The sequence below is a fragment of the Capnocytophaga sp. G1920 genome, from assembly GCF_051417515.1.
The window spans coordinates 1-24,417 of record NZ_JBPRKH010000029.1 but is presented as its reverse complement, the minus strand read 5'-3'; the positions used below and the strand labels follow the sequence as shown (position 1 = coordinate 24,417).

24 protein-coding genes and 1 tRNA gene are annotated in these 24,417 nt (G+C 40.7%); 7 read left to right on the top strand and 18 right to left on the bottom strand.

Annotated elements, in window-relative coordinates; all coding sequences use genetic code 11:
- Nucleotides 1–12: 12 nt before the first annotated feature.
- Nucleotides 13–963, bottom strand: coding sequence for a PorP/SprF family type IX secretion system membrane protein (locus ACSQ7D_RS12290; RefSeq protein ID WP_009411039.1), 951 nt, complete (start codon nt 961–963; stop codon nt 13–15).
- A 1,594-nt stretch (nt 964–2,557) separates the two neighbouring features.
- Here ACSQ7D_RS12290 and ACSQ7D_RS12285 point away from each other — a divergent pair.
- Complete coding sequence (locus ACSQ7D_RS12285; protein WP_437136413.1) at nt 2,558–4,627, top strand: GDSL-type esterase/lipase family protein; 2,070 nt, start codon at nt 2,558–2,560, stop codon at nt 4,625–4,627.
- A gap of 547 nt (nt 4,628–5,174) precedes the next feature.
- Here ACSQ7D_RS12285 and ACSQ7D_RS12280 read toward each other — a convergent pair.
- Nucleotides 5,175–6,476 (bottom strand): hydroxymethylglutaryl-CoA reductase, degradative, encoded by a 1,302-nt coding sequence (locus ACSQ7D_RS12280; RefSeq protein WP_437136412.1) that lies wholly within the window; start codon nt 6,474–6,476, stop codon nt 5,175–5,177.
- A gap of 132 nt (nt 6,477–6,608) precedes the next feature.
- Here ACSQ7D_RS12280 and ACSQ7D_RS12275 point away from each other — a divergent pair, with 132 nt between their 5' ends.
- Nucleotides 6,609–7,283, top strand: a complete 675-nt coding sequence (locus ACSQ7D_RS12275; protein ID WP_009419037.1) for a porin family protein — start codon at nt 6,609–6,611, stop codon at nt 7,281–7,283.
- Nucleotides 7,284–7,394: 111 nt separating this feature from the next.
- On the opposite strand, the gene ACSQ7D_RS12270 is transcribed toward ACSQ7D_RS12275, so the two are convergent.
- The 14 genes from ACSQ7D_RS12270 to ACSQ7D_RS12205 form a co-directional block, all read right to left on the bottom strand.
- Nucleotides 7,395–7,467, bottom strand: a tRNA-Phe gene (locus ACSQ7D_RS12270).
- Nucleotides 7,468–7,564: 97 nt separating this feature from the next.
- Entirely contained in the window at nt 7,565–8,590 is a 1,026-nt protein-coding gene (fbp, locus tag ACSQ7D_RS12265; RefSeq protein WP_009421611.1) for a class 1 fructose-bisphosphatase, read from the bottom strand.
- A 73-nt stretch (nt 8,591–8,663) separates the two neighbouring features.
- On the bottom strand, nt 8,664–9,380 hold the full coding sequence (locus ACSQ7D_RS12260; RefSeq protein WP_264861029.1) for a pyridoxine 5'-phosphate synthase: 717 nt from the start codon (nt 9,378–9,380) through the stop codon (nt 8,664–8,666).
- A 12-nt stretch (nt 9,381–9,392) separates the two neighbouring features.
- On the bottom strand, nt 9,393–9,887 hold the full coding sequence (locus ACSQ7D_RS12255) for a hypothetical protein (protein ID WP_053581602.1): 495 nt from the start codon (nt 9,885–9,887) through the stop codon (nt 9,393–9,395).
- A 12-nt stretch (nt 9,888–9,899) separates the two neighbouring features.
- Nucleotides 9,900–10,139: a NifU family protein gene (locus ACSQ7D_RS12250; RefSeq protein WP_009417048.1), complete on the bottom strand. Its 240-nt coding sequence runs from the start codon at nt 10,137–10,139 to the stop codon at nt 9,900–9,902.
- 36 nt (nt 10,140–10,175) lie between these two features.
- The gene (locus ACSQ7D_RS12245) at nt 10,176–10,511 is read right to left on the bottom strand and encodes a type II toxin-antitoxin system RelE/ParE family toxin (protein ID WP_002674770.1); all 336 of its coding nucleotides are present in this window, start codon (nt 10,509–10,511) and stop codon (nt 10,176–10,178) included.
- Nucleotides 10,487–10,672 (bottom strand): antitoxin, encoded by a 186-nt coding sequence (locus tag ACSQ7D_RS12240; protein WP_289013171.1) that lies wholly within the window; start codon nt 10,670–10,672, stop codon nt 10,487–10,489. The genes ACSQ7D_RS12245 and ACSQ7D_RS12240 overlap by 25 nt, the downstream gene beginning before the upstream one ends.
- A 19-nt stretch (nt 10,673–10,691) precedes the next feature.
- A complete protein-coding gene (locus ACSQ7D_RS12235) occupies nt 10,692–11,813 on the bottom strand; it encodes a P-loop NTPase (protein WP_437136411.1) in 1,122 nt (373 codons plus the stop codon).
- A 237-nt stretch (nt 11,814–12,050) separates the two neighbouring features.
- On the bottom strand, nt 12,051–13,163 hold the full coding sequence (msrB, locus tag ACSQ7D_RS12230; RefSeq protein ID WP_437136410.1) for a peptide-methionine (R)-S-oxide reductase MsrB: 1,113 nt from the start codon (nt 13,161–13,163) through the stop codon (nt 12,051–12,053).
- Between the two features lie 645 nt (nt 13,164–13,808).
- A complete protein-coding gene (locus ACSQ7D_RS12225; RefSeq protein ID WP_009410808.1) occupies nt 13,809–15,212 on the bottom strand; it encodes a peptide MFS transporter in 1,404 nt (467 codons plus the stop codon).
- Nucleotides 15,213–15,237: 25 nt separating this feature from the next.
- Nucleotides 15,238–17,451 carry a S9 family peptidase gene (locus tag ACSQ7D_RS12220; protein WP_437136409.1) on the bottom strand — a complete coding sequence of 738 codons (2,214 nt, stop codon included), beginning with the start codon at nt 17,449–17,451 and terminating at the stop codon, nt 15,238–15,240.
- Nucleotides 17,452–17,575: 124 nt separating this feature from the next.
- Nucleotides 17,576–18,430, bottom strand: coding sequence for a prephenate dehydratase (locus ACSQ7D_RS12215; RefSeq protein WP_437136408.1), 855 nt, complete (start codon nt 18,428–18,430; stop codon nt 17,576–17,578).
- A gap of 33 nt (nt 18,431–18,463) precedes the next feature.
- Nucleotides 18,464–19,147 (bottom strand): hypothetical protein, encoded by a 684-nt coding sequence (locus ACSQ7D_RS12210; RefSeq protein ID WP_437136407.1) that lies wholly within the window; start codon nt 19,145–19,147, stop codon nt 18,464–18,466.
- A gap of 665 nt (nt 19,148–19,812) precedes the next feature.
- Nucleotides 19,813–19,959 (bottom strand): hypothetical protein, encoded by a 147-nt coding sequence (locus ACSQ7D_RS12205; RefSeq protein ID WP_437136406.1) that lies wholly within the window; start codon nt 19,957–19,959, stop codon nt 19,813–19,815.
- 60 nt (nt 19,960–20,019) lie between these two features.
- Between ACSQ7D_RS12205 and ACSQ7D_RS12200 the strand changes: the two genes are divergently transcribed.
- From ACSQ7D_RS12200 to ACSQ7D_RS12180, 5 genes are all read left to right on the top strand, one after another.
- Complete coding sequence (locus ACSQ7D_RS12200; protein ID WP_255493547.1) at nt 20,020–20,145, top strand: hypothetical protein; 126 nt, start codon at nt 20,020–20,022, stop codon at nt 20,143–20,145.
- A gap of 72 nt (nt 20,146–20,217) precedes the next feature.
- Nucleotides 20,218–20,340 (top strand): hypothetical protein, encoded by a 123-nt coding sequence (locus ACSQ7D_RS12195; RefSeq protein ID WP_009421580.1) that lies wholly within the window; start codon nt 20,218–20,220, stop codon nt 20,338–20,340.
- 27 nt (nt 20,341–20,367) lie between these two features.
- Nucleotides 20,368–20,499 (top strand): cell division protein FtsX, encoded by a 132-nt coding sequence (locus ACSQ7D_RS12190; protein ID WP_437136405.1) that lies wholly within the window; start codon nt 20,368–20,370, stop codon nt 20,497–20,499.
- A gap of 145 nt (nt 20,500–20,644) precedes the next feature.
- Nucleotides 20,645–20,836: a hypothetical protein gene (locus tag ACSQ7D_RS12185; protein WP_437136404.1), complete on the top strand. Its 192-nt coding sequence runs from the start codon at nt 20,645–20,647 to the stop codon at nt 20,834–20,836.
- A gap of 253 nt (nt 20,837–21,089) precedes the next feature.
- Complete coding sequence (locus ACSQ7D_RS12180; protein ID WP_437136403.1) at nt 21,090–22,637, top strand: DUF4301 family protein; 1,548 nt, start codon at nt 21,090–21,092, stop codon at nt 22,635–22,637.
- Between the two features lie 162 nt (nt 22,638–22,799).
- Here the strand turns inward: ACSQ7D_RS12180 and fabG are convergent, their stop codons facing one another.
- Nucleotides 22,800–23,534, bottom strand: coding sequence for a 3-oxoacyl-ACP reductase FabG (gene fabG / locus ACSQ7D_RS12175; RefSeq protein WP_002674825.1), 735 nt, complete (start codon nt 23,532–23,534; stop codon nt 22,800–22,802).
- Nucleotides 23,535–23,667: 133 nt separating this feature from the next.
- Nucleotides 23,668–24,417: transposase (locus ACSQ7D_RS12170; RefSeq protein WP_437135808.1), on the bottom strand; the 750-nt coding region annotated here is incomplete at its 5' end.

Genomic DNA, 24,417 nt, shown 5'->3' with positions numbered 1-24,417 from the left:
ATTGTTATACTACTATCGCTGTGCACATTTACAGTTACTTACTCCTTGGAATAGGTCAAGACCTAAGGTTATCACGTGAGTTCCTGAGTTGTATCTGATAAGTTCGTTTAAGTGGAGTTGGTAAGAGTATGCAAAGTATACCATTCCGCGTTTGAGCCCTGCCATAGGACCAATGTTTAGTGGTTTGAAGATTTGGTCATTTAACGAGCGATAATTCACCCCTACCCAATAATAATCGTCTAAATCCATCCAGCGGAATTTGAGGTTAAAATCAGTAGTAGAACGCCCGTCGCTTTCGTAGTACTGATAGAGTACTGAAGGCTCTATTTCAAAACGACTGTTCTTGTCTTTTTTATAACGGTATCCTGCGTAAACAAGGTAGTTGCGCAAAGCCTTAGGCTCTTCTTTGTAGAAACGCTCAATATCCTTGTTTAAGATGTTTAAACCAGATAGGTTTACAAACCATCTTTTATAGCGGTAAAGCACCGCTACATCAAAGTTGTGATTCACAGTAAAGCGGTCGTTAGTAACTTGTGGGTCAGGAATATTGTCGAACTTGTCGATATCAATCCTAAAAGTGTTCAAGGCATACGAAATACCAAATGAAATAAAGTGGTTGTCATAACGGTCAAGTGTAAGGTGGTGCGCAAACGTAGCTTTACCCCCCATTTGCTTGGTATTCCCGTTGCGGTCATTATAAAGCATAAGCCCCACGCCACTGCGTTCTCCTAAACGCATATCTCCCGCAAGCGATTGATAATCAGGAGCGCCCTTAACGCCTACCCATTGAGTGCCTGCTGAAAGACGTATTCTCACAAAGTCCCCAATACCTGCATAGGTAGGGGCAATAAGAAATTCGCTATCTGCCAAATATTGGTTCATTTGTGGCAAGTTCAGCTCTTGCGAAAGAGCTTTCCCTCCCATTGTGCATAGTGCGAGCATTAACAATACTATTCTTTTCATTGTCGATAAAAATTTACTTAAACTATTTTCTTGCTATAAAATTACTAATTATCTCACAACACCTATATAGTACGTAGCTATAGTGTGCAAAATTTTCAGCAAATATACTCATTATTTTTTTACTGCACTATTTTTTTACAAAAAAAATGTGCATATTTAACACATTTATATTTTTATTAACATTTTTGAAGCTGTTTTTCAGCTTTTTATATTTTTATGTTTTGTGAATAATTAACATATAAAAATAGCCTATTTATACTTTTTTATGAAGATTATAATGCTAAAAACGGCTTTTGATGCGTTTTTTTATATGTGTAAAAAACACCGTATCTTAATGACCCCACCTAAGCAATTTTAACGTTTCAAAATGATGATTTTTTCTATAAACCACAAAAATTCTCCCCTACACTACTCTAAAATCACCCTTCCGTCATTATTCTCCCTCCACTCGTCTCACAAGTCCGAACCATTCTCTCTGCCCGACCTCATTGGAGATTGCTTTGTAGGAGTATCAACTTTGCCAAAGTTTTTGCCCGTGTCGCTCACACTGCCTGTGTAACTCACACCTTTGCCAAAGTTTGTGGCGCTCTTCGTTTGTCCCTCGCTGGTGCGTTTCTTATAGCTCGTACCCCCATTTACTAATTTCCAAATTTGCTAATTCTCTCATTTTCTAATTTACTAATTCCCTTTTCCGTCACTACACTCCCCCCTATTACCTATGCATCATAACACTTTGCCAAAGTTTGAAACTTTGGCAAAGTTAATGGTATTTCCTAATTTAACTGCCCGTGCGGCTCGCAATTCCCCATTTACTAATTTTCTAATTTTCTAATTCCCTAATTATCCCTTCTCCTTTCCGTCACTACATTCCCCCTTTGGAGGTAGCCAGCGACAGCTGGGTATGTGCCCCGCGAGAGCGGAGTATGTGAGAAGGGGGAGGTTTTCTTTGATTTTCCGTCACACTCCCTCCTATTGCCTGTGGCCTAAGGCCTAGTGCCCATTCCCTTTTCTTTCGCCTCGAAACCCTGTTTTTACCATTTTTTGCATCGTTGTATCATATTATGAATCAACCTTTTATATACCCTTTCTATACCAATCGTCCAAGATTCGTATAAGCTTCCTATAAGTTCTCTATAAGCTAACCACACCCTCCTTACACCCTTTTTTCATCAAAAACTCTCCCTTCCCCCTTCCGAACTTCTCCGTTTCCTTCCGATAGCTCCTATGCGTCACTTTTTGCGGTATGCACTTTGCCAAAGTTTTTGCCTGTGCGGCTCGCACCTTTGGCAAAGTTAAAAAGGTATTATTGGCATTTCCCTCATTTCCTCATTCTCTCATTTCCCTGCCCGTGCGGCTCGCACCTCATTTTCTCATTTTCTCATTTTCTAATTTCCTCATTCTCTCATTTCCCTGCCCGTGCGGCTCGCACCTCATTTTCTCATTTTCTCATTTTCTAATTTCCTCATTCTCTCATTTCCCTGCCCGTGCGGCTCGCACCCAAATTCTCTAATTTTAATTGTATACAACCTAACGCTTTTTTTCTTATCTTTGTAATTTAATATAAAACATTCTTACTTTCTAAGTATACTAACCAATGAAAAAGCAACTTTTCTTTATCGCACTCTTACTCCTTACCGTCTTTGCTTGTGCACAAAAAAAGCCTATTAAAGTGGCGTGTGTAGGCAATAGTATTACCTATGGCTATGGTATTGAAAACCGCGAACAAAACAGCTATCCTTCGGTGCTTCAACGTCAGTTAGGAAAAAGCTATGAGGTGGAAAACTTTGGTCATTCAGGAGCTACTTTGCTCAGCAAAGGGCATAAGCCTTACATTCAGCAAGAAGAATACAAAAAAGCACTCGCCTTTGCAGCAGATATTGTGGTCATTCATTTAGGTATTAACGATACCGATCCTCGCAACTGGCCTAACTACCGCGATGATTTCGTAAAAGATTATCTGTCTCTCATTGCATCGTTTAAAAAAGCGAACCCCAAAGCACGTATCCTCATCGCTCGTATGACCCCACTCGCACATCGCCATAAGCGATTCGAATCTGGCACCCGCGATTGGCACGCCGAAATACAACAAGCCATAGAGCGCATCGCCAAGCAAGCGGGCGTCCAACTTATCGACTTCCACGAGCCTCTATATCACTTCCCTCAAATGCTCCCCGATGCGGTACACCCTAATGTTCAAGGGGCGGCTATCTTGGCACAGGTAGTTTACAGTGCCATTACAGGCGATTACGGAGGTTTGCACCTCCCCGCTATCTATTCCGATAATATGGTGTTGCAACACGGCATACCTCTCACCCTGGGCGGTATCGCCAATACAGGTACAAAAATCACTGTGAAGATAGGCAAACAACAACTCACCACTACCGCCGATACCAATGGCAAATGGCAAGTAACCTTATCGCCACTTACTGCCAAAGAAACCTATACGCTCCAAATCACAGCAGGTAAAGAAAAACGTACCTTTACCAATGTAGTAGCCGGCGAAGTATGGCTCTGCTCAGGGCAATCGAATATGGAGTTTTATATGAATCAAACTTCTACGGGCGAAAAGGATATTCCGCAAGCCGATAATCCTAATATCCGTCTGTTTGATATGAAAGAACGCTGGCGTACCGACCCCGTAGAATGGAATGCCTCAGTATTAGATTCGCTCAACCATTTGCAATATTACCGCCCTGCTCAGTGGCAAGTGTGCTCTCCTAAAACAGTAAGCCATTTTTCTGCGGTAGCTTATTACTTCGGTCGTACCCTTCAAAAAGATTTGGATATGCCTGTGGGGCTCATTTGTAATGCTGTGGGGGGCTCACCTACCGAAGCGTGGATAGACCGCCGTACTTTGGAATACAACTTCCCAAGTATTCTTTATAATTGGCGTGAAAACGATTTTATAATGGATTGGGTGCGCTCTCGTGCTTCCAAGAACATCAAAAAGTCTACGGATAAGCTCCAACGTCACCCCTATGAGCCTGCTTATTTATTCGAAGCGGGAATACTCCCTTTAAACCATTATGCTATCAAAGGGGTAATATGGTATCAAGGCGAATCGAATGCGCATAACAAGGACGCTCATAGCAAGTTGTTTCCTCTATTGGTGAAGAGTTGGCGCACTGAGTTTGGCAATCCACAAATGCCTTTTTACTACGTACAGCTATCCAGTATCAACCGTCCGTCGTGGGGTTGGTTTAGAGACAGTCAACGTCGATTGATGAAAGACATACCACACAGCGGAATGGCAGTATCTTACGACCACGGTCACCCCACCGATGTACACCCAAAGAACAAACAACCCATAGGCGAACGCTTAGCGCAATGGGCTTTGAATGATACTTATGGCAGGACAAATATAATCCCTTCAGGACCTTTGTTCCGTTCAGCGACTTTCAGTGGGAAAGTAGCCACAGTTTCTTTTCAGTATGCACAAGGCTTGCATACCGCCGATGGCAAGCCCTTACGCGGTTTTGAACTTTCTGACGGCAATGGTATTTTCTATCCTGCTACCGCCGAAATAGTAGGTGAAGAAGTGAAAGTAACCAGCGACCAAGTCGCTACCCCTAAAACCGTGCGCTACGCCTTTACCCCTGTTACCGATGCCAATTTAGTAAATCAAGCCAACCTCCCTGCCAGTACCTTTACAAGTGAAGAATAATGGTTAGAGGTTAACGATTAGTGATTAATATAAAGACAGTTCGATATATATAATGCTGATTTACAGTTGTGTTTATATTTTAATCTGTAAAATCCAGCAACGCAGTTGCCAATCCGTGCGCATCACATTTGTCAATTATCAAATATCAATTGAAGACTATCCGTGCAATCCGTGTAATCTGTGCGTAGTCTGCGAGCTGGCATAGCAGAGTATGTGTCTAAAGGCAACTTGTTGCCTTTTTGTTTGATTTTTTAAAGATTTATAAGATTTCTGTAGCGTAAGCTACACTTTTCTTATATAGAACTCACGTTAGTTATTTTATGTCCGATAAGTCTAACCAGTAGAATGAGAGATATTAGAAGATAGTAGCTCTATAAGTTCGATTAATGTTCAATTATAATTTAATTAATCATCATCGTAGAGCCACTGTAGACCCACTGAAGACCCACTGTAGTTTCGTTTGAAGTATATTTAAAGTCCATCAGAATTGGTTTGCAAATTTTGCGTCGCTACACTTTACCAAAGATTTGCCCGTGCGGCTCGCACCTCATTTCCTAATTTTCTTGAGGGCTTCGGCTACATCGTTATATGTTACGGTTTTATCTTTAAAATAAGAAGAAAGTACACGTTTTTCCTCTTCGGTAGCCCCTAATTGATTAAAAATGTTATTCAAGTGCATTTTCATATGCCCCTTCTGGATTCCCAGACTAATCAGCGAGCTTACAGCCGAAAAGTTCTGTGCTAACCCCACACAAGCCACTATTTGCATTAGCTCACGGGCGTTAGGCTTTTCAAGGATTCCAAGAGCCGTTTTTACCAAAGGGTGCAATGTAGTAAGTCCACCCACGGTACCCAAAGCCAAAGGGAGTTCAAGGGCAAAGAAGAAAGTATCACCCTCTATCCACGCAGCCGATAAGCTCTTGTACTGCCCGCTACGAGCAGCATAAGCGTGCGCACCAGCTTCTATGGCACGAAAATCATTACCCGTAGCCAAAATTACCGAGTCAATACCGTTCATTATACCTTTGTTGTGAGTGGTAGCACGGTACACATCAGCATTGGCAATAGCGAGAGCTTGCACAAATTTCTTCGCAGCTTCAGCACCTTTTAAGTGGGCAATCTCCAACTCCTCAATAGGGCATTGCACTTTTGCGCGCACCAAACAGTTAGGCACATAGTTCGAGAGTATCGACATTACGATTTCATACTTATCACCGATAGAGGCGTCTCGTTCCGCTTCTTCTCTAAACGTCTGTGCAAAGGATTCTAAGCACGAATTGATGAAGTTCGCACCCATAGCGTCTAAGGTTTCAAAAGTAGCCGAAAGCTGATAATAGTATGCCAAAGCATCGGTTTTGTCTACTAAGGTAAGAGAAGTAATGCCACCCCCGCGTTTTTCCATATTGGCAGTAATGGGTTGCGCTTTGGCGAGCATCAAGGGTTGTATGTGGTTGAAGAAGTTTTCTAAATTAGTTTTTTCACCGTAGAAGAAGAAATGTACGTGCCCTGTTTTTTCGGTAGAAAGCACTTCGGTATGAAAACCACCACGGCTTTGCCAGAATTTAGCTGCCCTGCTAGCAGCTGCCACCACCGAGCTCTCTTCAATAGCCATAGGTACAGTATAAGTGCGCCCGTTGATGAGGAAGTTAGGAGCTACCGCAAAGGGCAGATAGTAGTTAGAGACCGTATTTTCAATAAACTCGTCGTGCAGTTTTTGAAGGTCAGTATCAGCGTTGTGGTACTTTTCAAAAAAAGATGCAGCATTCTCTATATTAGGGAAATAAGTATCGCAAAGCCACGCAATCTTTTGGGATTTGGTAAGTTTAGAAAAACCGTCTATCTGTTTCATCAGTTGTTAAGTATTAGAGTTCAGCTTCTAGTTTGGGAGGCAAAGGTAATAATAATTAATATATTCGCAAGTTTGTTCATTTACAAAATATTTTGTACCTTTGTACTTTACAATAACAAAAATCAATATAGAATGAAAAGAACAAAACTATTTTTAGCTGTAATGTTATTCAGCAGTATAGCGATGTTACAGGCACAGGTAAAGCCAGGTTTAGAAGTGAAAATAGGAGGCAATATAGCAGGACTTTATTACGCCGATTCTTCTAATAGTGATAGAACTTTTACCCCAGGTTTTCATACGGGGGCGTTGTTCAGTTTGAACTTCCCTACCGGATTTGCTCTTGAAACAGGTTTAATGCTCAACACCAAAGGGCAAGCCTATGAGTATAAATATAAAGAAGGTAAAGAAAAACAAATCAGTGAGTTGCATTACACTTATGGTTATTTAGAGATGCCTTTTTATGTAGGCTATAAACTTAAACTCAGGAATGTAAAACTCGTTTGGAAAGCAGGTCCTTATGTAGCAGCTGCTTTGTGGGGCAATAGTCGTGAAGAATGGGCTTACTACAAGAAAGATAAGTTAAAGGACTATAAAGTAACCAATCGCCATTCCCTCAGCATAGGTAATCGTTCTTCTGATGATTTACGCCCTTTTGATGCAGGATTAAACTTAGCCACAGGCGTAGAAATTAAACGATTTACAGCAGGCATTCAGTACGGTATTGGTTTCAGCGATGTGCTCCCTAACCGTTCTGAGAGTACCTCAAACCAAGTGTTTAGCCTTTCAGTAGGATACAGAATATTTTAAATAGGAAAGTATAGTATAAAATAAAAAACAAAAGCCTCAGCGTAATGCTGAGGCTTTTGCAATTCCTAATCCTTAAAAATATGAAAAATTTCCTCTATGAAGAAGATCTCGTGGTACCTCCAGGAATCGAACCAGGGACACAAGGATTTTCAGTCCTTTGCTCTACCAACTGAGCTAAGGTACCTTCTTTCATTACGGGTGCAAAAGTAATACTATTTTCGAAACTTGCAAAATATTGAGCAAATATTTTGCAAGTTTTTTATTCTTTATTTTATAATTTACTAATATTCAGGTTTGTCTTTTGGATATTTTGCCATAAACGACTCTACTTTTTTCACCATATTTTCCGAACCACAGAAGAAAGGCACCCGCTGATGTAGCTTTGTAGGCTTGATGTCCATTATACGTCCATAACCATCTGAAGCTTTACCTCCTGCTTGCTCAGTAAGAAAAGCCATAGGATTGCACTCATAAAGCAGGCGTAATTTACCTCGTGGCGTACGTGTACCTTGCGGGTAAATATAAATCCCGCCTTTGAGCATATTGCGGTGAAAATCGGAGACCAAAGAACCTATATATCGAGAGGTGTAAGGACGGTCGTCCTCTAATGCTTGGCAATATTTGATATAATCTTTTACTCCTTGTGGGAAATGCACATAATTTCCCTCATTAATCGAATAAATATTACCATTTTTGGGATATCTCATATCAGGGTGAGAAAGGTAATAAGTACCGATAGAAGGGTCGAGTGTAAAACCGTTTACTCCGTGTCCTGTAGTGTAGACTAACATAGTAGAAAGCCCATAGACCACATACCCTGCCGCCACTTGCTTCTTGCCTTCTTGCAAGAAATCTTCCAATTGTACAGGTGTACCTATGGGAGTTATACGTTTGTAGATAGAGAAGATTGTGCCCACCGTTACATTTACGTCGGCATTGCTCGAACCGTCCAGTGGGTCGATGAGCACCACATATTTGCTATTAGGACTGTTTTCAGAAGCCGTAATCGGTATAAAGAATTCGTTTTCTTCGGAAGCTATGCCACATACTACATCGCGCTGTGTAAGCGCACGGATAAAGAGATCATTAGCAAAGACGTCTAATTTCTTCTGTACTTCGCCTTGGATATTCTCCTTGCCCATATCGCCTAAAATATCCTCAACAAGCCCCGCTTTATTTACTTCACGGTTTACTAACTTAGAGGCTAATTTGATAGCACTTAGCAAACGTGAGAGCTCACCTGTTGAATGCTGGAAGTCCTTCTGATTTTGAATGATGAACTCCCCTAAGGTAAGATGTGTTTTCATTTTGTTGATATTTAATGTATGATTATTGGCTAATCTAAGGGCACTTTTCCTAATTTGCTAATTGACAAATTTACTAATCTGCCAATTTATTTAGGTAGAGTTGTATTACATTTTCTAAACCTAAATAGAGTGCTTCACAAATAAGTGCGTGCCCTATGGATACTTCTGATAAATTAGGAATATTATCTTTGAAGTACTTCACATTGTCGAGACTCAAATCGTGTCCTGCATTGAGTCCTAATCCTACTTTTTGTGCTTCTAAGGCTGCTTTTATATAAGGGGCTATTTGGGTTTTATCACCGCGAGCATACTCACGCGCATACCTCTCAGTATAAAGCTCCACACGGTCAGCTCCTGTGGTAGCGGCAGCCGTTACCATTGCTTCCACTGGGTCTACAAAAAGAGAGGTGCGAATGCCGTTGCGCTTAAACTCAGTTACTACTTCAGTTAAAAAACTTTTGTGTTTTACCGTATCCCAACCCGCATTAGAGGTAATAGCATCTTCGGCATCAGGAACAAGAGTTACTTGGGTAGGTTTTACTTGTAACACTAAATCGATGAACTTAGGGATAGGGTTGCCCTCAATATTGTACTCGGTGGTTACTACTTTTAGCAAATCGAAGGCATCTTGGTAGCGGATATGACGTTCATCGGGGCGAGGGTGAATAGTGATACCCTCGGCACCAAACTGTTGTACATCTTTGGCTACTTGTAACAAATCGGGGATATTGCCTCCACGTGCATTGCGCAAGGTGGCAATCTTATTAATGTTTACACTTAGTTTTGTCATTGTTTTTTTGTATTATAAACTGTCTTGAGGTTGAGTCTCTTCCTCTTCTACTTCTTTACGAAGAATAGAATCTTTTTTGGTAGGAGTTGTCCTGTAAGCCTTAGGGTTGTATTTAGGGTCGGAGATGTTAAAGCTGGTAGTATCTTTGTCTTGTTGAGGTTTGATATTGCCTACAAGCACCTTTTTTAGTGAAGCGAGATACTCATCATTACTTTGTATTTTACCTTCTAAGGAATCTACCCTAAAGAGCAAGTTTAAAGTCTCGCGTTTGTTTTCTACAGCAGTATACCCTAAGATATACTGACGCAAAGGAGAATAGATAATCAGCACGGTGGTGAGCGTAATGAGCACAAAGGCAAACAAGGAACCAAACACAAAGATATTAAGACGACTCAAGCGGAAGGAGGTTTTCTCCTCATAAGTACTGTCGTCCATTACTACCAAGCGGTATTTGCTGAGCCACTTGCGTTTCCAATATTCTTTTCTCGATTCTTTATTCGTTGCCATTATACTGATTAGTTATTCCACGCTGATTACCTTTTCTATTTGAGGTACAAACTCTTTGATAGTCATTTCCACTCCGCTTTTAAGTGTGAGTTGGTTTACTGAACAGTTAGTGCAAGTACCTTCTAATCGCACTTTTACGATTTTGCCATCTTCGATATCCACTAGAGAAATATCTCCCCCATCGTTTTGCAAATAGGGACGTATCTTATCTAAAGCTTTTATTACTTCTTGTTTAAGTTTTTCTGGGTTCATTGATATTGTTGTTTATTAGTTATAAGAAGTTAGTAATTAATTTAAATCTAATTCATCAGGATCATTCCTATTGTCCCAAAAAACAATAAAGCGAATTTCTTTCTTATCTTCTATGATTTTGTAATAGATAGAGAAATTATGAAGCACTATCACCCTTCTTAATTCTTCTGTTGTATTTTCAATATCATATACTTTCTGTCCTATTCTTGGAGTTTGTTTAAGTAGATTAGCAATCTTTTCTACTTCCGTTTCTATTTTATCACTATAAGACCTTGAGAAGGTCTTTTTCATCCAAAACAATAGAGCATCTAAGTATTGTATTTGAGCTTTGGGCATCCATACAATTCTCAATTCATCATCTTTTGCTCCCATTGGTCTATAACTCTTTTGGCTTCTTTCATAACATCATCGTGGGGTATAAAAACACCCTTCTTTTCATCTTCTAAGCCTTCTTTTATAGCTTTTAGAGCTTCTTTTGATATGTTAGAAAGAGGTAAAACATCTCTTTCTTTAGGTTCTACAAGTGTATCCATAATTATTACTTATTAATTGTTACTTACTACTGCACCCTGCCATATTGGTAATCTTGATAGCCTCAGAGGGTGGGAGGTTTTCGTTGCGAGCGACTACATTCTTCACCACTTCTTGTGCTAAGGAGTGGAAGGCTTTTGCTTGCGGACTGCCTTCTTGCAACGCTATGGGCTGCCCTGTATCGCCTGCCTCACGAACGGCTTGTACTAAGGGGATTTCGCCTAAGAAAGGCACTTTTAGTTCTCCTGCCAAGTGTTTAGCTCCTTCTTTACCAAAGATATAATACTTGTTGTTTGGCAATTCCTCAGGGGTAAAGTAAGCCATATTTTCTACGATACCCAACACAGGCACATTGATATTTTCTTGTCCGAACATTGCTACCGCACGACGAGCATCGGCAAGGGCGACGGGTTGTGGAGTGCTCACTACTACTGCCCCTGTGATAGGTAAGGCTTGCATAATGCTTAGGTGAATGTCGCCTGTACCTGGAGGAAGGTCGATGAGGAGAAAATCTAATTCGCCCCAATAAGCCTCGAAAATGAGCTGGTTAAGAGCTTTGGCTGCCATAGGACCTCTCCATATCACTGCTTGATTAGCATTGGTAAAGAACCCAATTGAGAGTATTTTTACCCCGTAGTTTTCGATGGGCTGAATAAACGATTTATCCTCAATGGTTACTGAACGCGGACGCTCGGTGGCTACATCGAACATCATAGGGATAGAGGGGCCATATACATCGGCATCGAGCACACCTACTTTAAAGCCCATTTTGGCAAGTGCTACTGCTAAGTTGGCTGTAACAGTACTCTTTCCTACGCCTCCTTTGCCTGAAGCAACGGCTATGATATTCTGAATCCCTGGAATAGGTTTCCCTTTGATTTCAGTAACTTCGGGGGCGATTACTTTTACATTTACCACTACTTTGGCTTTCTCGTTTACTTCGCCGTGAATGGCTTTCATCACCTCTACTTCGGTGCGTTTTTTGGCTTGCAGACTGGGGTTGTTTATCACTACATCTACTACCACTTCATCACCAAAAACTACTATATTTTGTACAGCACCGCTATCTACCATATTTTTTCCTTCACCAGGAGCGGTAATCTTGCGGAGCGCTTCTAATACGTCTTTTTTTTGAATAATCATCTTTTTAGTTATGAGTTAAGAGTTAATGAAAGGTTAATGGTTAAAAGTTTTGCAAAGGTAGAACTTTAAAATGAGAAAAGCAAATTTAAAGAATTGTTTGTAGGGCGAACAAGCGAAATTAAAGATAAGAGGAAGTATAGCTTGGGCTAAGTGTATGATAAGTAATAAGTAAAAAGGGGAAGACCTAAAATAGTAGCCTTCCCCTTTCTTAGAATGAGAGTATTAATTTTTTATTTTTTAGTTTTTTTTCTCTAAGAGGGATATATATTTGCCATAACCTTCTTTTTCCATATCGGCTTTGGGGATAAAGCGCAATGAGGCACTGTTGATACAATAGCGCAAGCCTCCTTTATCCTTAGGGCCATCGTTAAAAACGTGACCGAGATGTGCGTCGCCTAACTTACTGCGCACTTCGGTACGAGTCATATTATGAGATTTATCGGTTTTTTCTTCTATGAGTTTTTTATCAATAGGTTTAGAGAAACTTGGCCAGCCACAGCCTGATTCGAACTTATCGGTAGAGATAAAGAGGGGTTCGCCGGTGGTAATATCCACATAAATACCTTCGCGGAACTCGTTGTAATAGGCGTTGGCAAATGGGCGTTCGGTGGCGCTTTCTTGGGTGACGGCGTATTGCTCGGGGGTGAGTTGCTTACGAAGGTCGGCTTGAGAAGGCTTTTTAAAGCCTTCCTGTTTGACTGGATTGGCTTTGCGCGCTATTTCAAACAAGGCTGGTGAAATATGGCAATAGCCTTGCGGATTCTTATCTAAATACGCCTGATGATATTCTTCGGCTTTATAAAAATTCTTTAAAGGGAGCACTTCTACTACTATGGGTTTACTGTATTGTGTGGCAAGTGTGGCAATAGTTTTGTCGATAAGCGGTTTTTCGGTTTCGTTTACGTAATAGATGCCTGTGCGGTATTGCGTGCCACGGTCGTTGCCTTGTTTGTTGAGGGAAGTAGGGTCGATAATTTTGAAATAGAGGTCGAGCAGTTGGTTGAGGTCGATGAGTTGAGGGTTGTAGGTTACTTTTACGGTTTCGGCAAAACCTGTATTGCCTGTACTTACTTGTTCGTAACTGGGGGCTTTGGAGAGTTTGCCATTGGCATAGCCTACTTCGGTGGCGAGCACTCCGCGAATTTGTTTAAAGAAGTGTTCGGTACCCCAGAAGCAACCTCCTGCAAAATAGATGTCAGTAGATTTTGATTTGTTTGTTTTTTTCATTTCTGCTTGTTGATGAGTTGAATTTTCGTCGTTAGTGATAAGTGAGGTTGTTCTTTTGTTATTGCCGTTAGCACACCCCATTGTGAAGGCTATTGCCATAAGGCATAAAAAATAGGTTTTCATTCTTAATGACTTTTTTAATTGATGAGTTCTTGTTGATGATTTATTTTACCACAATAGAGCTTCAAAAATAATGCCAGATTAATTAGTAAATGAGGAAATGAGGTGGAGGCTACAAGAAACGCGTTAGCGGAAGGATTGTTAGTTAATATAACCCTCTTCATCATTCGTCTTTCGTCATTCGTCATTCGTCTCTCGTCATTACTTCCCTTTTCCGTCATACTCCCCCCTAATGCCTATGGCCTAAGGCCTAGTGCCTTTTCCCTTTCTTTCGCCTCGAACCCCCTTTTTTAACATTTTTAGCCTTGTTGTATCACAGTATGAATCAGCTACTTATACACCCTTTCTATACCAATCGTCCAAGATTCGTATAAGCTTCCTATAAGCTCTCTATAAGCTACCTCCACCCCCCTTACACCCTTTTTTCATCAAAAACCCTCCCTATCTTCTTCCGTTCTTTTCCGATATCTTTCTATTCCCTCAGCGCTCCCCAATAAAGCCTTCAATCTCGTCTTACCTCCGTCCAACAAGTCCGAATCGTCCGATAACTCCGAATATATATAACAAAAAAGGCTGTCCTAAAATAGGACAGCCTTTTTTATATAACTTATACGGTTCGTACGCGCCTGTGTGGCTCACACGCTCGCACTATTTTACTCCGTGCATCATCGCTTGAAGTTTCTTGTTAAGGAGTATCATTCCTAAACCGCAGAGGATTACAAATCCTGAAACCGCAGCAAATACTACGCTTGCCCCAAGTTTCTCTACGTAAGAAGCAATCACTCCTCCTGCTGCATTGGCGAAGAAAGCAGCCATCATCCAAACACCCATCATAAGTCCTGCTAAACGCGGAGGTGAAAGTTTTGTAACCGTAGAAAGTCCTACGGGTGATAAGCACAACTCACCAATGGTATGAGTAAGGTAAGTAAGCACCAACCAAGCCAAGCTCGCTTTCACTGCTATATCTTTAGGGTCTACCCCTATAGAGCCACCACGCTCGTAAACAGCACCAAGCATAAAGAAGAACCCTACCCCTAAGAGTATCATTCCCATTCCCATTTTAAACGGAGTAGTGAGACGTTGTCCCATTTTAGTACCCCAAAACGATGCAAATACCGGTGCTAATAATACAATAAACAATGGATTTACTGATTGGAACCAAGCAGTAGGAATTTCAAAGCCCATCACCGTCCTGTTGATATAGTTATCGGTATAAAGGGTAAGCGAAGAGCCCGCTTGCTCAAATCCTGCAAAAAAGAAGATTGCAAAGAAGAAATAGATAAAGATAACAGCAATACGCTCTTTTTCTTCTTTGGTAAGTGGTTTTTGCACTTCGGCTTCCGAAAGTTCTTGTACTTTTTTCTTACCACCTTTTGGTTGCAATCCAAGGTCGCCTAAGTATTTCTGTGCAAAGAAAACAAATATCAACTCTCCTATAAGCATACCGATAGCAGCTGCCAAGAATCCGTATCTATAACCGTAAGAAAGGATTATTTCTTTTCCTTGTGCATCTACACCGTGAGTAGCAAAGATGTTATCAGTAAGGAATCCAGTAATGAGTGGTGCTAAGAAAGCCCCTAAATTAATACCCATATAGAAAATTGAGAAAGCCGAGTCTAGACGTTTATCACCTGATTCATAGAGCCCTCCTACCAAGGCTGAAATGTTCGGTTTGAAGAACCCGTTACCTATAATCAACAAAAATAGCCCTAAATATAAGCCAAAGTGAGTGTTTATAGAGAACAACGCAAACTCACCGAAGAACATTATGAGCCCCCCTAACAATACTGCCCTGCGTTGTCCTAAAAAGTTATCGGCTATCCAACCGCCAATCAGTGGAGTGAAATAGGTAAGTCCTGTGGCAAAGCCATAGATAAGACTCGCTGTAGCTTTATCGAAAGCCAAACCGCCTTCAAGCCACGTCTTGGTGAGGTATAACATCAAAATACCACGCATTCCATAGTAACTGAAACGCTCCCACATACCTGTTAGGAACACCAAATAAAGCCCCTTAGGGTGCTTCTTTTTCGCATTTTCTACGTTTGTATCCATTTATTTAATAAATTAAAAAGTTTGTTTATAAATTTTCTATGATAAAATTCGTCATTTTTGTATATAACTGATAGCGTGTGCTACCTGTGTTGTCGTAAATACCGTGATTCTTATCGGGGTAAATTAACCAATCAAAATCTTTTTGCAAACTCACCAAGGTATTGATGAGCACCATTGCATTTTGCACGTGTACATTATCGTCGGCACTACCGTGAATGAGTAGGTATTTACCTTTGAGTTTGGCAGCGTGAAACAACGGTGAATTTTCGTCGTAACCTTTCGCGTTCTCTTGGGGGGTGCGCATAAAACGCTCGGTGTAAATAGTATCGTAAAAACGCCAATTGGTAACAGGGGCTACTGCTATCGCCATCTTGAATATATCGCCTTTTTGAAACAAACAGTTAGACGACATAAATCCGCCAAAACTCCAACCCCAAATACCTATTCTGCTCTTATCTATATAAGGATAAGCCCCTACGAGCTGAGCAACATCGGCTTGGTCTTCAACTTCGTATTTGCCGAGTTGCTGATAGGTACATTTCTTAAAATCTGCTCCTTTGTAACCTGTGCCTCTGCCGTCTACACATAGCACTATATAACCTTTTTGGGTGAGCATTGCGTGCCAAAAGTCGTTCATATCCCACCATTGGTCGGCTACCTCTTGTGAGCCTGGTCCTGAGTATTGGTACATCAAGAGCGGATATTGCTTTTTAGGGTCAAAATTCCTAGGTTTGAGCATATAAGCGTTGAAAGTACCCTTAGCAGTTTTCAGTTCCATAAACTCTTTTTCGGGCAAATTATAGGTTTTCAATCGCTGGGCGTATTCGGCATTGGTAACGATTTCTTTGAGTTGCTTGCCACTTTTGGTATCGTTTAGCGTATAGCGTGGAGGCGTAGTGGCATTGGCAAAAGCGTGGATATACATAGAAAAATCCCCACTGAATGTACCTTTGTTTGTTCCTGCCTCAGTAGAAAGCGCGCGAGGGGCTTTGCCTTTGAGGTTTACCGCATAGAGTCCTCGGCGGGTAGAGCCCGTCTGGGTAGATTGGTAGAACAACTGTTGGGTTTTAGGATCATAGCCATAACAATCGGTTACTTCCCAGTTACCACGCGTGAGCTGGCGTAATAATTTCCCTTTGGCATTGCAATAGTAAAAATGGTTATTTCCATCTTTCTCCGATTGGTAAATAAAACTATTATCGGGTAAAAATAGTATATCCTTGTTAATGCTCACATAAGTCGCGCTGGTTTCCTTCACTAAGGAAGTCGTCGCCTTCGTCTGGCTATTCACTTGCAAGAGTTGCCAATCGTTTTGGTGGCGATTGAGAGTTTGTACCGTCAGCTTATGAGGGTAGTTTGTCCATTGCAAACGCGGGATATAATAGGCTTTCAAGGGTATTTCAGCCACCGATTTATCAGCCACAGTATAGATATGCAAACTCACCGCCGAATTAGCTTCCCCTGCTTTGGGATATTTGAAAGTATAAGGCGTAGGATAGAGGTCGTAACCGTAAATGTCCATTGAAAACTCAGGTACTTTGCGCTCATCCGAACGTATAAATGCTAATTGTGTACCATCAGCATTCCAAGCGAACAATTGCACAATCCCGAACTCTTCTTCGTACACCCAATCAGCAGTACCGTTAATGATAGCGTTCTTCTGTCCGTCGGTAGTGATTTGGGTTTCCGCACCCGTCGTAAGGTCGTATAAATACAAGTTGTTTTCGTATACAAAAGCCAATTGCTTACCATTAGGTGAAAAAGAGGGGACTTGTATGCGCTTATCGCTCACTTTTTTAAGGTCGCCAGTAGCGAGGTCGTACAGAAAATAATCAGCTATAAACGAATGTCGGTAGATATCCTCTTTTCGGGTAGCGATAAGAAGCTTTTTCTCATCAGGAGAAAACTCATAGCTCTCAATCCTGTTCACCCTTTCATTAGTTTCAAAGAGTGTTTGTACTTTGCTGAGCGTCGCAAAGTCGTAAAGGTTAATTTCCTGAATGTGTTTGTCACGGTTATATTCGAGCACTGTATATTGTGGGGTTTCCTTCAGTGCCTTCAAGTTGTACATACGTTCGGGGTAAAAAGCGTGTTGCGTCCAGATATTCTCTAAAGAAATAGACTGTGCAGATAACAAGTAAAAGCTAAGAAATAAAGCCAACAAAAGCTGGGTATGTAAGTATTGGTGCACTCTATTGCGTCTAAATACAGCCACCTTTTGTAATTCATAATTTGCCATTTCTAATTAGTCTTTTGTCATTTATCATTAACCTCTAACCATTGATTATTAATTTCGCGGTCAATATTAGTCAATATTTTTGATATAGAAGCTATCTTTTAATCTGTTTTTTTATATTTATTTTCTATATGATTGATTTTGAATAGCTCTCACTGTTCAACCGATTTTCATATTCCCCTAATACTTTTAGCTCTTCTGTCATAATATCCAAAAGTTGCATCGCTTGTTGGTATCGGGCATAACTATCAAACACCACATCTACAAAGAATGCGTATTTCCAAGGAGTCTCTATTACAGGCAACGACTGTATTTTAGTCATATTCATATCGTAATCGCGTAACACGTTCAGCACCGTTGCCAAACTACCACTCTTGTCATATACTTGGAATTTAAGCGTTGCCTTATTGATATCTCTTTTGGGCAGGTGTGCATCAGTAGTTCTGAGTACCACAAAGCGGGTAGCATTACGCTTAATGGTTTGTATACTTTCCGCAATAATAGGCAAGCCGTAGAGCTCAGAAGCCGATGCCGAAGCAATAGCCGCCACTCCTTTGAGTTGTTGCAAGTGTATCTGTCGTGCTGCCTCAGCTGTATCAGGAGATTCCACCAGTCGTATATCAGGATAATCGTGAAAGAAATCCTTACACTGCAACAGTGCCATATAGTGCGAATGCACCTCAGTAATATCCTCTAAGCGTTGCCCTTCTAGCGCCATCAAGTGGTGCTGTATGTTTATATAGTACTCCCCTGTAATATGCAGGTTATGGCGGTCTATAAGCGCATAATTAGGTAATATTGCTCCTGCAATGCTATTCTCAATAGCCATCACGCCCCAGTTAGCATCGCCTTTCAGCAGTGCTTTCACTACCGCATCAAAAGTACGACATTCCAGTACCTCTATATCTTTGCCAAAGTAACTCTCAGCCGTCTGATAGTGAAACGAACCTTTGATACCCTGTATTGCTATTTTTTCACTCATTTACATATTAAAAATCACCCCTTGCACTTCTTTTTATGGCAATATCGCTCCTACCGCTATATCACAGCGGTGTCCCGGTTGCCCGTGAGGCGGATTAGGCTTCCCCGAAAAGCCCGGTTCAGTAGTCCCCGTGTGCTGTTGTGCCATTTTGGGGTCGATAACTATTTGTTGCTCTACCGTTTTAGGCGTAGCTGGTGCTTGCTGTTTCACAGGCTTACTGTTCAGCGGAGCGCCCACCGGTATATCACAACGGTGCCCTGGTTGCCCGTGAGGCGGATTCAGTTTCTGTCCCTTCGTCGCCACCCCTTGCTGTGTCTGAGGTTGTGCCACCTGCACCTGTTGCACTTGTGGCATACCTCCCGAAACTACGGGCTTAGCATCGGCACTGCTCACAGGCTGTGCTTGTGTTTGTGTTTGAGCTATCACATTGCCGTCGTTGGGTAGCGGAGCCCCCACAGCTATATCACAACGGTGTCCTGGCTCTCCGTGAGGCGGATTGAGCTTTACTCCTTGCTGTGTAGTTGGTAGCGATACGTTGTTAGAAAAATTCGCCCCACCCGCACCAAACGGATTTCTTTCGTTGCTCTTATCGCGTGCTTCCTCAGCTTTCTGAGTGTTAGCAAGAGCATCTTCGGCAACAGCTATTTCCTGTTGCCCGTTATTACAAGCCATTAGGGCAAACATTGTGGTAGTGAGTATAGTAAATCTTACATTCATAAATGGGTAAATTTTCGGCAAAGATAGAAAATAATTATCAATTAGCAATTCACCCATAAATATTTTCTCACCCCCAGCACTGTAAACTCTTACATTCGTTATATATCCTACACAATCCCTATTTACATAGTTCTTTTTTCTATGAAAACGCTTCCTTACAGATATCCTCTCGTCATTCGTCCCTCGTCATTTCTTCCCTTTTCCGTCACTAATTCCCCTTCTTTGAAGGTATCCAGCAATAGCTGGGTATGTGCACCGCGAGAGCAAAGTATGTATAAGGGAGGAGGTTTGTCTCCTTTTCCAGCTTGTCCTCCTTCGGGGGTTCGGGGGCTTTCCCAATAAATGACTCGCCACATTCCCCCTCATTGAAGGGGCTAGAGGAGAGGTTTCTTTTGATTTTCCGTCATACTCCCTCCTAGTGCCTATGGCCTAAGGCCTAGTGCCTCTTCCTCTTTCTTTCGCCTCGAAACCCCGTTTTTACCGTTTTTTGTGTCGCTGTATTATGCTATGATTCAACTCTTTATATACCCTTTCTATACCAATCGTCCAAGATTCGTATAAGCTTCCTATAAGCTCTCTATAAGCTAACCCCACCCTCCTTACAGCCTTTTTTCATCAAAAACTCTCCTTCTTCTCTTCCGATTTCTTTTGTTTCCTTTCGATAGCTAAGGTGTATCACTTTTAGAGGTACACACTTTGCCAAAGTTTGAAACTTTGGCAAAGTTAATTATCAGTATTTTTGGCATTTCTGGCATTTCTGGCATTATCAGTATTTCTGGCATTTTTGGCATTTTTGGTATTATTGGCATCATTATTTTTGTTTTATAAGTAATAATTCACTACCTTTGTACCGAATTTTAATCACATACGTTATGAAAACACGTACAAAAATCTTAATTGTAATAGTTATAGCTCTTTTGGTTGCTCTCTTAGCACAAGACATCGACAGTCTATTAAACTCTTTTTATGAGGGGTATGAAAAAGGTAAACAACGCTGATGACTTTTATAATGCCTGTATGTGATGACCCTCCCAACATTTTCCTTAATTCGCATTTTTAATAATAAGCATATGAAAAAATCAAAACCAAACCGAATTATAGGCGCTTTCCTAATACTAATGGCAATCGCCTATCTGTACAACAACTGGACTTCCGCCAAACAAGGCTTCCTTGAAGGATTGTTCGGACAATAGTTATTAACATTAATACTCGTTTGTAATATGAAAACAAAAGAATCAGAAACAGTATCCATACCCAAAATGATATTCTTAGCCATTCTACTATGGTGGTTCTTATATGGCGTTTTTTATGCCTTAGGAGAATTTGTAGGGAATATTCAGAAACACTTATGAATTTTCTTACCTCAGTCCGTCGCCTTATTCTTAGTGACAAAAGACTAACCCTTGTAGCTGTTATCTTATCCTTACTTTTTATTTATAGATTAGGGAAAGCTACAGGCGAATTTTTGTATCATATCTCTCATTAAACCCTTATATTATGTGGTTAGTTATTGTATTTTTATGTATCTTTTTAGCCAGTGCTTATCGCGAGAAGAATAAAGAAAGACGCTTGGTTCTCTCTATTATTGGGGCGATAGCAATACTCCTTACCATAGGCTTTCAAATAGGAAGAGACCGTGCAAAAGCCGATATAACTACAGAAGAATCTGTGGTTTCAAAAACTAAATAATAAGAATACTCGTATAGATCGCTCCTCCGAGTCCCTTCGTCAGCGTGAGCTACAAGCTCACGCTCCATTTTTCATTCTCTCATTTCCTCATTTTCTAATTCTCTAATTTGCCACATACTCAGCTGTCATAAATTTTATCTTTTATCTTCCAAAAACTTTTTTTGCTTTTTATTTGCTTTTATCTTTTTTTGTTTATATCTTTGTCCTCTAAAACAATCGTAAGTTTTGGAATGTTAAACGAAACTATTATATTATGAATGAATTAACAGAAAAAGACCGCCAATTGCTCATTAAAAAAGGGATCTCCGAAGAAATACTCGATGCCCAAATAGCGCAATTCAAACAAGGAATTCCTCCTATACAACTGTATAAAGCCGCTGTGATAGACGATGGTATTATTCCGCTCAGCAAAGAAGAAGCCGCCAAGTACGCTGCTATTTACCAAAAACGAAAGCGAGGTAACACTATCCTTAAATTCGTACCTGCCTCTGGTGCGGCTACCCGTATGTTTAAAGCTCTTTTCGCTTTCCGAGACGATTTCGAACCCGACCGTGAGTCATTTATAGCTTATGTCAACAGAACAGGTAACAAAGAAGTTAAAACCTTCTTCGAAGGTCTCGAACGCTTTGCCTTTTATCCTATCTTAAAAGCTACTATTGATAAAAATCACCCCGACTTTTCCTCACTAAACGAAGATATCCAAAAACACATCATCGTCAATACGCTTCTCAATGAAGAAGGGTTGGGCTATGGCAATATGCCTAAGGGATTACTACCTTTCCATAAGCATTCCGAGAAAATCGCCACTCCTTTTGAAGAGCACTTCCGCGAAGCAGTACTTTATGCCTCCGATGAAGAAGAAGCACACCTACACTTCACCATCACCGAGCAGCATACCGAAGCTTTTTATAAGGAACTCAACCATATCAAACCTATACTCGAAGAGCGCTATAACATTACTTTCGATGTAACTTTCTCTTACCAAAAACCAAGTACTGATACAATTTCGGTAACTGAAGATAATGAGTTTTTCCGCGACGAAGAAGGTAATTTAGTTTTCCGCCCTGCGGGTCACGGAGCGCTACTCAGCAACCTCAACGATATCGATGCCGACATCATCTTCATCAAGAATATTGATAATGTGGTAGTGAAAAAGTATACCGATGAGACCGTGTTTTACAAAGAAGCGCTCGCCGGAAAACTATGTGAAGTACAAGACGAAGTGTTTAAAATCCTACATCGTATAGATAATGATAAGATTAAGAAGAAAGAGATTAAGCATATACTCGATTTCCTCAAAGAAATCAATATCTCTGTTCCCGATTATCTCTATAAATTCCGCCGTCAATATGCTATGGAGTTTATCAAAGAGCAACTGAATCGCCCTATACGCGTATGCGGAATGGTGAAGAACGAAGGAGAACCCGGTGGAGGTCCTTTCTGGGTGAAAGATGGTGAAGGTTATAGTTTACAAATCATCGAATCTGCACAGGTGAATATGGCAGATGCCAAGCAAAAGGAAATTTTCCAGCAATCTACTCACTTTAACCCCGTAGATTTGGTTTGTGGCACGAAGAACTACAAAGGCGAGAAATTCGATTTACAACAGTACGTAGACCCTAACCAAGCCTTTATAACCTCCAAAACCTTTATGGGCAGACCGCTAAAAGCTCTCGAACTCCCCGGTTTGTGGAACGGCTCAATGGCTCACTGGATTACCCTTTTCGTAGAAGTACCTATCATCACCTTCAACCCCGTAAAAGTAGTAAACGATTTATTGAAGAAAACTCACCAAGGATAATTCTTTATTAACAATTGATATTATTAAGAAAGCGTTACCAAAGGTCGTGTTACGACCTTTGGCAACGCTTTTTGTGCAATAACCTTTTACCTTTTATTCACATATACCCAGCTGTGAGCCCTCGCTGGCTTTACCTTTTATCTTTTATCTTTTACCTTTTACCTAACTATACACTCCCCCGTTGATATTAATCACTTCTCCGGTGATATACGAAGCTTTTTTAGAGACTAAAAACGATACGAGGTCAGCTACTTCTTCGGCTTCCCCAAAACGACCTACTGGTATAAGCTTCACGAGGTCTTCTTCGTTGAGCGAAGAGGTCATATCAGTGCGTATAAACCCAGGAGCAATGGCATTCACGGTAATGTGTCTTTTGGCTACTTCTTGTGCCAAGGCTTTGGTAGCTGCAATAATCGCTCCTTTGGCAGCCGAATAGTTGGTTTGCCCTGCGGTTCCCTTCACTCCCGATACCGATGAGATGTTGATAATACGTCCATAACGATGGCGTAACATTTTTTGGATAAAGAAGTTCGTTACGTTGTAGAAGCCATCGAGGGTAGTAGAGATTACTTTGCTCCAATCCTCTTGGGGCATCCACATAAAGAGCCCATCGCGGTTAATACCCGCGTTGTTCACAATCACCTCTACTACGGCATCTTTATTGTCGTGTTGCCATTTGGTGAGGGCTTCGGTAGTACTTTGGTGGTCAGAAACGTCAAAGCGTATAATCTCTCCTTCACGTCCTAATTTCTTGATGTGATTGAGGGTTTCAAGCGCAGCAACCTCATTGCTTTGGTAAGCAATGAGTAAATGATAATCGGTGTCTTGTGCGAGCTTTTCGCATATAGCGCGCCCTATACCTCGCGAGCCACCTGTAATAATAGCATACTTTCTCATTTGTTTTTTTATTTAGTTTTACTTCTTTTTTTGTTTTCTATCATTAGTGCGACAAGTCAGATTGTTCTATTTTTTCAACTGCAATGTCGCTACACTTTGGCAAAGTTTCAAACTAAGGTTGTAAGGAACATTTTTAACTATCTGAATAAGAATACATTTTTGAAGGATCTCCTCCGCAATGGATTACAATTTCTTTAATTATTTCATCTTGTAAACCATAACAAAATCGCCTTTTAGGGATTTTATAGCCTTTCAATCCTTCTTCTTTTATGTATGTCAATAGTAATATTGATGCTATTAATATTACATACATCATCACTTGTATGCCATTGAGATTTCTTGAAAAGAAATGTTTAAAGTTAAGCTCTTGCTTTATAAAACGAAAATACTGCTCTATCTTCCAACGATTCCTATAAATTCCGGCTATTTGCTCATCACTAAAATCATCGGTTAAGTTACTTAAAAACAGTATCTTCTCTTCTTTAATTTCTCCTCTCTTCTCATCCTTCTTTAGCAGTCTACCCTCTATCAAACGAAAGGTATTTTTTGTCTTCTTTTGACTTTTAGTGAAAAGATGTACTTTCTGACTGCTAATTAAGCGCAGATGCTCATCTTGCTCAGCTAATTTCTTTACTTGACTCCCTTCTGCTAAAATATACTTTGAGTCTTTGTAAATTCGGGTGACAAAATATTGAGTCTGCTCATCTGAAAGCTCATCCATTACCTTTCTGTCTTTCATTCCTCTGTCGAACACTGCTATATCTTTCTTATCAGCAGTATGTTCCTTGAGAATATCACCAAGTGCTAAATCTTCACTTATCATTTCTTGCTGGTGATGAATTTTACACTTGAATGGTAAGTTTGAAAATCCAATGGTGAATTT